This is a genomic window from Haloarcula sp. Atlit-47R, assembly GCF_003665985.1.
Classification (GTDB): domain Archaea; phylum Halobacteriota; class Halobacteria; order Halobacteriales; family Haloarculaceae; genus Haloarcula; species Haloarcula taiwanensis.
In genome coordinates, this window is the sequence record NZ_QPLQ01000008.1 from 78,323 (window position 1) to 89,562 (window position 11,240).

At 55.8% G+C, this 11,240-nt stretch carries 5 protein-coding genes and 1 CRISPR repeat array (1 of these 6 cut by a window edge); all 5 genes read right to left on the reverse strand.

Annotated features, from left to right (window positions below):
- Positions 1–221: 221 nt before the first annotated feature.
- Positions 222–1,574, reverse strand: a complete 1,353-nt coding sequence (locus DVK00_RS19675; RefSeq protein WP_121578424.1) for a DUF790 family protein — start codon at positions 1,572–1,574, stop codon at positions 222–224.
- Positions 1,561–2,970 carry a DEAD/DEAH box helicase family protein gene (locus tag DVK00_RS19680; protein ID WP_121578401.1) on the reverse strand — a complete coding sequence of 470 codons (1,410 nt, stop codon included), beginning with the start codon at positions 2,968–2,970 and terminating at the stop codon, positions 1,561–1,563. The genes DVK00_RS19675 and DVK00_RS19680 overlap by 14 nt, the downstream gene beginning before the upstream one ends.
- 62 nt (positions 2,971–3,032) lie before the next feature.
- On the reverse strand, positions 3,033–3,392 hold the full coding sequence (locus DVK00_RS19685) for a hypothetical protein (protein WP_121578402.1): 360 nt from the start codon (positions 3,390–3,392) through the stop codon (positions 3,033–3,035).
- Between the two features lie 160 nt (positions 3,393–3,552).
- Complete coding sequence (locus tag DVK00_RS19690; RefSeq protein ID WP_121578403.1) at positions 3,553–5,940, reverse strand: GAF domain-containing protein; 2,388 nt, start codon at positions 5,938–5,940, stop codon at positions 3,553–3,555.
- Positions 5,941–6,074: 134 nt separating this feature from the next.
- A complete protein-coding gene (locus tag DVK00_RS19695; protein ID WP_121578404.1) occupies positions 6,075–6,881 on the reverse strand; it encodes a recombinase family protein in 807 nt (268 codons plus the stop codon).
- A gap of 89 nt (positions 6,882–6,970) precedes the next feature.
- A CRISPR array of direct repeats spans positions 6,971–11,240; the repeat unit is 37 nt; unit sequence GTTTCAATCCCGTGCTGGGTTTCTCCCTCGTCGCGAC (it continues 740 nt past the right edge of the window).

Sequence of the window (11,240 nt, forward strand, 5' to 3'; positions counted from 1 at the left end):
TCAGACATAGGACAGGGACCATGGAATCACGAGCTTCGACGTATGGGTTCCAGAAAGCGGACGCACGCACCGTCCCTGAGTGTGACGTGATCTCCGAGAGGCACTGCACGCCAAAGCAAACAAATCGCCGAGAATGCCGTTTAGGCGCTCTCAGTGTGGCGGCTATACGGGAACTCGTTGAAGAACCTGCAAGGAAGCGCGGAAAAGCGAGACAGACCGACCTACTCAGCCGAGAAAGCCTCAATGGCATATTCCTCAGCCAACTCCACGACATCATAGACGTGAATCCCCGATTTGAACCATAGCACGCGGTCGTCCATCCCGTCGAAATCCGCAGACGAACAGTCTAATCGCTCAGACACAGCGACAATGAGATTATCTCGGTTTGCCTCGCGTATCTTCGCCAACTTCTCAGCAAGGTACTCTGGTGTCCAGAAGCCAACGATCTCGAATATAACTCGCCGGCCGTCTGAATGTTCGATGGCGAAGTCTGGGAGCATAACCTCCGCACCTAAGTCCAGCACGTCATCCTCTCGTATGAGTTCCCAATCCGTGTTCGCGCGCTCCCACTTCTGTGCAAGTGTCCGTTCCACATCAGAGTCGAAGTCGCTCTGCGCAGCGTAGTGTGAAGACAGGTCGTCAGTGTCATCAAGCGCAAATGAAAGCGTTTGAGTCGTCGATCCACCCCCATCATCCAGAATGTCGGCCTCCATCTCCCACCGATCACATAACGGCAGTGCGGGCAAAAAGTTCGCCATCCGTATCCCATACTTCCGTGATTTCGAAAAGAGAGACGCTGCCCCGTCTAAGATAGCTTCGTATCCGTCTGCTGCATCGGTACTCCCCACGCGATTGCCGTTGCTGTCGATTGGATAGATACGGTGCATCAACCCGAACAACTTCACGTAACTGAATACCGTCGCAAACGAGTCCCAGACTCGCACCCGCATCTCGGTAGCATCGTAGAGGACAGCCTGTGCTAACGCGAGATTATAGCGGGTGAGAAGCCAGTCAGGCGTAATTGTATCCGCTGCATATGATTCCTCACTATCACCCGTCAGTTGAGTCGTGGTTGAGGACTCCGCCGCATCTTGGCATTCATCGGAAACACGGTGTCCAAACCGAACAAGTCGTTTGTGTTCCTCCAAGTCGGCGTACATCCCCTGGTGGCACTCTTCGAGTGTGATACCCAGCGCATCAGCAACGGAACTGTACACTTCTAACTTCTGCGTGTCCTCACCGAGCGTGGGCTGGCGAACAATCGGATACGACTCATTTGCCTTCTCGAACAATCGCTGACGAATCTCATGTGGCTCAACTGGAGCAACCGTCTCGAACTCACACTCATCTTTCAGCAGTTTCGCCAGTCCTTGGACGACTTTGTAGTCCGTATCTGCGATGGTGAGTTGGTCAATAGTGTCCTCCAGATCACCTTTCGGTTCACCGAGATGGGCCTCAAAAATCTGAATGAGTTCCTCGGCTGTCTCCCGATACTGCTGCTCGCTGGCGTCAATGAACAGCGGCGTGATAGTATCCTCATGTGTCCGTGAGCGTGCAAGATTAGCTGTCAGCATTCGCTGCCACCCCCTGTCGTCGCTGCTCAGAAACATATGTTTCCACCGTGTCTTCAGCAATAATCTCGTAGAGACGGGCGGGTTGCCTGTCGTCCGTCGGTCGGAGAATCCGACCTAGCCGTTGCGCATACTGCCGTTTTGAGGCACTTCCAGAGAGAATGATACCCACGTTTGCAGAGGGAACGTCAATACCTTCGTCCAGTACCTGTGACGTAGCCAACATCGAGTACTCGCCCGTCCGAAACCGCTCCAAGATCTCTGTGCGTTCGTCGGTCTCAGTTTGGTGTGTGATACAGGGGACGACAAACTCTTGGGAGATCTCGTACGCGAACTCATTGTTGGCTGTGAAGATGATGGTTCGGTCGTTGTAGTGTCGCTTCAGGAGATTGTCAAGGGTATCCAGTTTCTTTTCAGCAGTACGGGCGATGTTTTCCGCCCGTTGCTTGGCAATAAGCGCCCGTCGTCCCTGCGGGTCATACGACGTGCGTTTGAGGAACTCCTGATATCCGTTCTCCTTCCAGAGCTCGAAATCGTGGCTGTCCACGTAGTCACGGTATATCTGGTACTCCTCGTCGTACGTTGTCCGTTCCTCGTCTGTGAGTTCGACTTGGAGATGAATGGTCTCGTATTCGCTGAGATACTCCCCAGCAAGTTCATCAACCGCTTCCCGATAGACAACCGTTCCAAGCAAGTCCTCCAATTCTTCGTGTGCTCCATCGGCACGCTCGTACGTAGCTGTGAGTCCGAGTCGATACGGTGCAATCGTCATCTCGGGGATCTGCTGATATGTCGGCGCTGGTAGGTGGTGTACCTCGTCTACAACGAGAAACCCGAACTGATCGCCATACTCGTTGATATAGCGGTAGGCAGAGTCGTAGGTTGTCACCGTGATGTCCGCTATATTATGGCTGCCACCACCGAGAACGCCCACACCGTCTGGGAGCTGGTCACCGAAAGCGTTGGTGAGAGTCGCGTGCCACTGGTTCATCAGGTCGATGGTTGGCACAACCACGAGCGTACTCACGCCTGCATCCGCAATAGCTTGGACAGCGAGGAACGTTTTCCCGCTCCCTGTTGGAAGAATAACACTCCCCTGTCGGCCATTGTCCTGCCACGCCGAGAGAGCGTCTTGCTGGTACTCCCGTGGTTCGATAGCGACAGACGGTGTGAGATAGAAGTCTGAGTAGGCACGAGCGTCGTCCTCTATCTCATCGACAGTCGCTGTGGATTCTTCGAGGGTCACTTGTCCATCGGACTCGGTTGCCCACTTTCGGATAGGACGATAGTGCTGTGCCTGCGCCCGATGCTCGCCGACGCGGTCATCCCATTCGGCATACGGCACAGCCTCAGGCGCGTCTTCAAGCAAAAGCGTGCCATCATCGAATGAGAGACGCATTCACCTCTCTCTATGTAGGTTGGATACTTGTCCTTGCTGGGGTAGCACACCAATAGGGAGGACTACATTGGGATGTCGTCAGCGATTGAGCGAAGGTCGCTCTTTGTCGGCTGTCGTCCAATGTCGACGGAGTAGTCGCTGACCCAGAATCGAAACTGCTGGTGGTCAACATCGAAGTGGAGTCCACAGGAGACGTCTGGTTCTGCCTGCTCGTACTCGGACTTGCTCACGTTCTCGCCCTCTTGAAGCGTCTCAAGCAGGTACTCGGCGGCGTGTGGGCGTTGGTTCATCGCCAAGATATGAGCGGTTGCCACGTGTTTCAGCACTTCTCCACCTGTGTCGTATCTGTCGCCAACCAGATAGAATTCTCCGCTGAACTCGTAGGATTCGACGTGGATGCTGAGAGCATATGTCTCGGCCATACGTGATTGTCGTCATTCTGTGACACAAACATTACGCCCCAGTTGGTGCTAGGACAAGTAATGACAACAGACCGCCGTCCTGACGAAATTGAGTTGGATAGGCCTAATAAGAAGCATGTTATCAAAAGATACGCGACTTGCAGAACGCGGGAGAGGCATTTTAATTGTCTGTCTGGGTCGACGCCACATCGAGACCAGTAAACTCAATCTGTGCTCCGCCACTGGGGCTCTCTGCTATGGTTGCATCCCAGTCATGGGCGTCAGCAATCTGCTTGACGATTGAGAGTCCGAATCCGGTACCGCTTCTTGTGCTTGTATAGCCGTCAGTGAAAATCTGGTCACGTTCTACTGGATCAATTCCCGGTCCGTCGTCGCTAACGAAGAATCCATTTGTAAGTGTACCAACTGTGACTGTCACGTCTGTACCAGCGTGAGTCACTGCATTGGCAAAGAGATTCTCAAGAAGTTGGCGGACGCGTCCTGAGTCAGCCTCAAACTCCATATCGTCATTTATCATCAGTTCAGCATCAGCGGTCTCCAGAACGTCCCAGCAGTCATCAGCGAGTGATGCAAGCGAAACTATCTCTGTGTCGTCGATTAGTTGTCCCTCTTGGGCGAGCATGAGCACATCATCAATGAGTGTCTCCATCCGGTCAAGTGCCCTATAGCCCCGGTCAAGATGGTTGACATCAGTCGTTTTGCGAACGCCATCAAGTGTCCCTCGTAAAACCTGCAGTGGATTCCGGAGATCATGTGTGACAGTCTGTGCGAACTCCTCAAGCTGCTGGTTCTGTCTCGTAAGCTTCTGTGTCCGGTCACGGAGGAGTTTTTCTCGGGCGACACGCTCTAACGCTGTCTCAAGAGTCGAAGCAAGAATCCAGCCAAACCGCTTATCTGTCCTGTCAAACGCGTCTGGCGTTTTAGCTGCGAACACGAGGAGTCCGTACGACTCCAGTGGATACAACAACGCACTGCGGGCTGGGGTATCTGATGGGAGCGCTGGGTGGTCGCTCGCGTCGCCCACATATTCTGGTGTGCCTGAATCGTACACATCCCACAGAAAGCTACTGATGGGGTCACCATCTGTACCATATGTGAAGCCATCGTACGTGCTAAATTCCGCTGCGAGTGCGTCAGTCGTAGAGAGGGGGCGTAAGACTTCTTCGCGCTCGTCTTCCTGAATAAACCCAGAGAGACTCGTTCCAAGAATCTCGGCTGCGGCATCAACAGTAAGATCAACCGTCTTAGCCGTGGTCGTAGTTTGCATTAGAGCACTTGTTCGCTCTTGGAGAAGCGCAAGCCGCCGCTCTCGTTCGACACGATCAAGCGCACTCTTTGCATTTTCCGCAAGGAGTTGCCCTAACGAGACATCAGTATCATCGAAATCGCCACGCTGGGTTGAATTCGCAAGGAGAATACCGTATGCCCCAAGCGGGAGATACAATCCGCTTCGGAACTCCGTCTCAGGATTGTACAGATTATCAGCGGTGTGGATGTCGTCGTATTGTCTGATCTCACCAGACTGAAACGTTTCCCAAGCAATCCCGTGATCAAAAGTCACTAACTCATCGGTAACACGCTGTGTTCGGTCTGACACAGCTACGGGTTTTAGCCCACCTGCCTGTTCATCATAGAAGTGGACACCATTCACCTCGAAATCAAGAATAGCGTCTGCTGTGTCGCTGGTGATCTGCGCGACTTCTTGTTTCGTTTTGGCATCGTACAAGTCATGAGTCGCTTCGTGAAGCTTCTCAAGACGGCGCTCGCGTCGATGACGATCGGTGATATCTGTGAGCGAGCAAACGACACTCTCCACAGACCCCTCATTCATGACTGGTGCACCGTTCACAGCGAGTACACGCTTCCTCCCATCGGGCCACCTGATTGTATGTCGGTCCTGAACTTGTTCACCATCATATAGGACACGCGCGAATGGTAATTCGTGATCAGGGATCGGGTTCCCGTCAAGATCTTTGATATCCCATTCAGGATCGTTATACGCGCGCTCTTCTAGTTCTGATTGTTTTAACCCGAGGACTGTCTCAGCTCTGTCGTTCGCAAAAATAAATTGACCGTCCCGATTAAGTTGAACTACACAACTCGGGACGGTCTTCAGGACCTGCTCGAACCGGCGACGCTCTCGCGTTGCCTCAATCACGGTTTCGTTGGCTGTGACGACGTTACTGATACTATCTGCTAGTAATTCAGATCGGCTGTCGGCTTCTTCCTTCTGAAGATAATCAGAGACACCCGCAGTAACGGCCTCACCGGCAACCGACTCACTCCCGTGCTCAGTGAACAGAATAAATGGGAGATTAGGGTAGTTACGCTGAATCTGGTCGAAAAGTTCAAGTCCAGTACCGTTCGGGAGTCGATACTCTGAAACGATGCAGTCGTATCCATCATTACTGAGCGCCTGGAATGCAGAGGCCGATCCGAGAACAGTCGTGACCTCTAGCTGATTGTTTACCTGTTCAAGCTGTTCAGCTGTTTTACGTGCGAACTCCAAGTCTCGCTCAACGTATAACACCTGAACAGCATTATCCATACACTCAAATCGGCTGCAAGCTACTAGAGTGTTGCTGGAAATGTAGCTTGAAACAAAAATACATAATGTGAATTATATACCATTTATTGGCTAAATTAGCGGAGGCGTGGGACTATTTGCTATCGGTCTGATTGCTATTGCTGATGGCGGCGAATCTCGTCGCGAACGATAGTGCGGATCTCTTGCTCTGGAATGGTTGTCTCACTGGGGATGTCAGGTTCCTCAAGTGGCTCCAGTTGTTGTACAGCGGCTTGAAGCCGGTCATCGGTAGCCTCACCATAGAAGTAGAGATCACGCCGGTCGTTGTGGAGGGACCGGAGCGTTGACTCAGCCACTGGGGTTCCATCAGCGGCTTCGGCATAGGTGTAGCCTTGCTCGACGCGCTCAAGCGCTCGTCGAACGGTCAGGAACTCGTCGGCGTTGACCCGGAGATAGCCGTCCTCGATATCGAACCCAGCTGGGGGCCGCCCAGTCCATCGGCCAGCGTCTTTCGCAGCGTCGATACCGGATTGAATCCGCCGGAGCTTCTGTTTGTGCTCGACACGCGCGAGGTCACCCATCACTCCGGCAATGAGCTGGCTCACCGCTCTATCGACAAGATCATCGTCAAGGCTGATTTCGAGGCCAACCTCTAAGTCCTGAATGCCAGTTTCGTGACTGAGACAGAATTCGAGGAATTCATGGATTTCACCGGCACCGAGTCGAGACAGTCGCGAGAGTTCGTGGACGACGATAGTGTCAAGATGTCCGGCTTCGATATCTCCGCGGAGTCGTTGGTACTCGTCTCCGCGATCAGTCTCGGTCCCGCTGATGATATCTGCATACTCGTGAATCTCTGGGCCATCGTATGTGTCTTGAGCGAATGCACGCAGTTCGTCAAGCTGTCGTTGTGGGTCTTGGTCTGTTGTTGAGACACGGGCATAGATCCCGATTTTAGACATACTTTTTGCGGTGGGGGCTGAATATATAAACCACGCACCTTTTCACGGGACCGTAGAAAGCACTACCTTTTTGTCACCTAACGTAAGTACTTCCAGTCCCGTGCTGGGTTTTCTGGGTGCCGCGACTCGGATACTGTTGGATGATGTCTGCAGCGACGCCGTGTTTCAATCCCGTGCTGGGTTTCTCCCTCGTCGCGACATGGCCTCAGGCCCACTGACAATAATCGTGACCATGTTTCAATCCCGTGCTGGGTTTCTCCCTCGTCGCGACCCCATCGCTGGCGGCCTTGCGCAGGGCCGCCTCGAGTTTCAATCCCGTGCTGGGTTTCTCCCTCGTCGCGACGGTCCTGTACCTGTGCGTATTCGCCAGCGTTAAGCCGTTTCAATCCCGTGCTGGGTTTCTCCCTCGTCGCGACAGCTGCGATGGCGCGCCCAAGCCCGCCGATGATATCGTTTCAATCCCGTGCTGGGTTTCTCCCTCGTCGCGACACCGACGAGCGAATTACTGACGGCCACGGCGCAACACTGTTTCAATCCCGTGCTGGGTTTCTCCCTCGTCGCGACACACCGTCACCGTCACCGATGTCACCGACGGCATGTTTCAATCCCGTGCTGGGTTTCTCCCTCGTCGCGACCCTTTACTTCCTGCTCGGCGAGTTCAAGCCCGACCTGCAGTTTCAATCCCGTGCTGGGTTTCTCCCTCGTCGCGACCTACCGGAGTGTGTCGAGGCGTGCATCCACGAGTTTCAATCCCGTGCTGGGTTTCTCCCTCGTCGCGACCCGCCTCGTGGTCCCACTGCCACGAGATATCCAGGTTTCAATCCCGTGCTGGGTTTCTCCCTCGTCGCGACATATCCAGCGCCGTGGCCGAGCGGTCGACGGTAACGCGTTTCAATCCCGTGCTGGGTTTCTCCCTCGTCGCGACGACCCCGTCGCCGAGAACGCCATCCTTGGCGTCCCACAGACAACGCTGGAGATGAGTTTCAATCCCGTGCTGGGTTTCTCCCTCGTCGCGACCCTCCGGCGTTGGTTTTGATAAACTCCGCGCCAGGTTTCAATCCCGTGCTGGGTTTCTCCCTCGTCGCGACCTACCTCCGGCAGGAAGTCATCACATGGAGCTAGTTTCAATCCCGTGCTGGGTTTCTCCCTCGTCGCGACCCGACGTGCTCGCCGCCAGCAGCGGCGGGAGCGCGGAGAGAATGTCGTCTGTTTCAATCCCGTGCTGGGTTTCTCCCTCGTCGCGACATACCACGCGCAGCATTGATTGAGCCAGCGGGGTTCGTTTCAATCCCGTGCTGGGTTTCTCCCTCGTCGCGACGAAATCGCTCATGGTCATGCCAGCGCTGATTCTGTGTTTCAATCCCGTGCTGGGTTTCTCCCTCGTCGCGACGGCTCGGTCTGCCCGCCGCGGTCGATATAGACTTGTTTCAATCCCGTGCTGGGTTTCTCCCTCGTCGCGACCGAGGCGAAAGATGTCCTCGGCCTCCTCGACCGCGAGTTTCAATCCCGTGCTGGGTTTCTCCCTCGTCGCGACGACCGGAGTCAGCGCAGAGGCCTTCGGGCTGATGAGTTTCAATCCCGTGCTGGGTTTCTCCCTCGTCGCGACCCCATTGGCGTCGCTGAATACAGACAGTTGGCCAGACTGTTTCAATCCCGTGCTGGGTTTCTCCCTCGTCGCGACGCAGCCCAGCCAGCGGCATCAACGCCGCGCGTGGCATGTTTCAATCCCGTGCTGGGTTTCTCCCTCGTCGCGACCGAACGTAGCGTCATCGACGCCGACACCTACGTTGTGTTTCAATCCCGTGCTGGGTTTCTCCCTCGTCGCGACGTCGTCGCCACTGGAGCCAAGCAGATACGTGCCGTGTTTCAATCCCGTGCTGGGTTTCTCCCTCGTCGCGACCGTCGGCGGCAACACCATCACCGGCGACGAGGGCGGTTTCAATCCCGTGCTGGGTTTCTCCCTCGTCGCGACAGTGTGATAAAAAGTCGACATTGGGGGATTGGGGGTGTTTCAATCCCGTGCTGGGTTTCTCCCTCGTCGCGACCTGTCCGTTCCGGAGCCGGACGTTGGCCAGCGCATCGTTTCAATCCCGTGCTGGGTTTCTCCCTCGTCGCGACGCTCGCTCGGGATGGCCGTCGCCCGCAGGTCCGTCGGTTTCAATCCCGTGCTGGGTTTCTCCCTCGTCGCGACCTGGCGTGGGAAAGTCAAACATCTGCGATTTCCTGTTTCAATCCCGTGCTGGGTTTCTCCCTCGTCGCGACCCAACTGCAGCGCGGCGGCGATGCGTTCGACGAACTGTTTCAATCCCGTGCTGGGTTTCTCCCTCGTCGCGACACTTCGACACGCCAACGACCTACCAGATACAGCACTAGTTTCAATCCCGTGCTGGGTTTCTCCCTCGTCGCGACGAGTCTTCCGGCCAAAACGGCCGGCGTGCTAAGGACAGTTTCAATCCCGTGCTGGGTTTCTCCCTCGTCGCGACCTGTCGTCGAGGGCATGTTGGCCGAAAGTGGCTACGTGTTTCAATCCCGTGCTGGGTTTCTCCCTCGTCGCGACTCCGCCGCCGTGGCGACATATTCGGTCTTGATAACCTGTTTCAATCCCGTGCTGGGTTTCTCCCTCGTCGCGACCCCACCATCTCCGGCACCGTCGTCAACACTGACTGGTTTCAATCCCGTGCTGGGTTTCTCCCTCGTCGCGACGGGTCTGCCGCCGCATCGCCGATGATGCGGAGGTGTTTCAATCCCGTGCTGGGTTTCTCCCTCGTCGCGACACCTTGATGTCTGGGTCAAGCTCACTCATGCTTCGAGTTTCAATCCCGTGCTGGGTTTCTCCCTCGTCGCGACATTTGAAAGGGAACGCCATACGGGGGAACGGGATGAAGTTTCAATCCCGTGCTGGGTTTCTCCCTCGTCGCGACTTCGCTCTGTGCGACGGCATTACTCTCTCTCCGTGTTTCAATCCCGTGCTGGGTTTCTCCCTCGTCGCGACCAGTCCAAACACGGTTCAGGTGTTCCGGCGGGGGTGTTTCAATCCCGTGCTGGGTTTCTCCCTCGTCGCGACAAACCCTGAAATGATAGACTCAGTGGATTATTCGAGTTTCAATCCCGTGCTGGGTTTCTCCCTCGTCGCGACTAACTCATTGCACTCGTGGGGCTATCTTCATTATCTGTTTCAATCCCGTGCTGGGTTTCTCCCTCGTCGCGACCCCCTGTGTTGTGTTGACAAACTCAGCGTCAAACGGGTTTCAATCCCGTGCTGGGTTTCTCCCTCGTCGCGACCGGGCACAATAACCATCCCAGCGACGGATGCAAGTTTCAATCCCGTGCTGGGTTTCTCCCTCGTCGCGACGCAGCCCGCTGTTCGGCCACACTCAACGCACTGCACCTGTTTCAATCCCGTGCTGGGTTTCTCCCTCGTCGCGACGTCTCATCTCGCCCGACGAAGAGATTGGGGCCTACGAGTTTCAATCCCGTGCTGGGTTTCTCCCTCGTCGCGACTCTGGGTCCGTGGTTGTGTCTGGACGCGCATACTGTTTCAATCCCGTGCTGGGTTTCTCCCTCGTCGCGACCCCCGGATGTCGACGACGTCCCCGAGCCAACGGTCGAGTTTCAATCCCGTGCTGGGTTTCTCCCTCGTCGCGACGAGTCGCGCGTACCCCGCGCGCCGGATGTAGGGCTGTTTCAATCCCGTGCTGGGTTTCTCCCTCGTCGCGACGTCTCCGCGACCTCGAGTAACTGCTTGAGCGTGTCGGTTTCAATCCCGTGCTGGGTTTCTCCCTCGTCGCGACCCGGAAATGACCGGCGTTCAAGAGGTGTATGAGAAGTTTCAATCCCGTGCTGGGTTTCTCCCTCGTCGCGACGCGTGCACTGAGTCGAGCGCGTAGTACGTCGAGGTGTTTCAATCCCGTGCTGGGTTTCTCCCTCGTCGCGACGCGACGCGCCGCCGGCCTGTCGCCGCAGTCGCTCGGTTTCAATCCCGTGCTGGGTTTCTCCCTCGTCGCGACGCCGCCACTGGAAACTGAAGGTGCCCGAGGACGACATGTTTCAATCCCGTGCTGGGTTTCTCCCTCGTCGCGACGGTCAGCAAACTCCCGGACAGCACCGACAACCGCAGAGTTTCAATCCCGTGCTGGGTTTCTCCCTCGTCGCGACGCTGTGGGCAGGCCGTCGCGTGGGGCAGCTCCTCGTTTCAATCCCGTGCTGGGTTTCTCCCTCGTCGCGACCAAATCGGCGGTGTGGCGACCGGCGGGCGACCGACACGTTTCAATCCCGTGCTGGGTTTCTCCCTCGTCGCGACACAGCGCGGGCGGTGGTCACGATGGATGAGGTATAGTTTCAATCCCGTGCTGGGTTTCT

Coding starts and splice junctions, on each gene's coding strand:
- DVK00_RS19675 (WP_121578424.1), bottom strand. CDS start 1,574: ATGCTGACAGCTAATCTTGCACGCTCACGGACACATGAGGATACTATC.
- DVK00_RS19680 (WP_121578401.1), bottom strand. CDS start 2,970: ATGCGTCTCTCATTCGATGATGGCACGCTTTTGCTTGAAGACGCGCCT.
- DVK00_RS19685 (WP_121578402.1), bottom strand. CDS start 3,392: ATGGCCGAGACATATGCTCTCAGCATCCACGTCGAATCCTACGAGTTC.
- DVK00_RS19690 (WP_121578403.1), bottom strand. CDS start 5,940: ATGGATAATGCTGTTCAGGTGTTATACGTTGAGCGAGACTTGGAGTTC.
- DVK00_RS19695 (WP_121578404.1), bottom strand. CDS start 6,881: ATGTCTAAAATCGGGATCTATGCCCGTGTCTCAACAACAGACCAAGAC.